The following is a 785-nucleotide window of genomic DNA, read 5'->3' as shown; positions in this document are numbered from 1 at the left end:
TGTGCATGTTCATTAATTCGGTGATCGAATCCAGCCCGGCAGGGAGGGTTCGATGCGCGACAATAGCTTCGATCGGACGATTGAACGGAATTACCTTCAGAAGTGGCGGTTCCTGATCGCTGAGTATGAGGAGGTGAAAGCGGGGCGGTCGGCGACGTTCCGCCGGGTGGGGGACTTCTATAAGCACCACGGCACCTGCTCGCAGACCTTCCGGAAGTACTACAATCGCTATCTGCGGAACGGCGCGGAGGCAGACCTGTTGCCGCAGCGCCGCGGGCCGAAGTGGCGAGAGCGGCGCGAACCGGAAGGCATTGAGGCTGAGATCGTCGCCTGCCGGAAGCGCGGCATGAATCGATATGAGGTCCACGCCGCCTTGCGTGAACGGCGAGATACGGTACCGTCACCCTCGACCATTTACCGGGTCTTCAAACGCAATCAGCTGAACCGCCGCACCCCGGCGATGCGCGAGGAGAAACGTCGCATTATCAAGGACAAGATCGGCGAACTCGGCCATGTCGACCTGCACCAGCTGTCCCGCGACATGTTCCTGGCGCCACCATCAAGCCCCGCCTTCATTGTTAGCCTGGTCGATAGCTGCTCGCGCCTGGCCTGGGCCGAGGTGCTGACCTCGAAGAAGGCGCTGCCGGTCATGTTCAAGACGCTGAAAATGATCAACACCCTCAACGTCACCTATGGGGTCCAGTTCGCCGAGATCCTGTCCGACAACGGGGCGGAGTTCGCCTCCCGCAACTCTCCTGAAGAGCACCCCTTCGAGGCCATGCTGA

The 785-nt window shown here is 60.8% G+C and carries 1 protein-coding gene; it reads left to right on the top strand.

Annotated features, from left to right (window positions below; all coding sequences use genetic code 11):
* Positions 1-52: 52 nt before the first annotated feature.
* A partial coding sequence (locus SO156_RS45855; protein WP_498539467.1) for a transposase family protein occupies positions 53-785 on the top strand: 733 nt, incomplete at its 3' end.

The sequence above is a fragment of the Bradyrhizobium sp. UFLA05-125 genome, assembly GCF_059803515.1.
Note: the sequence above shows the minus strand (reverse complement) of the source record. Positions and strands in the feature narration are given on the sequence as shown.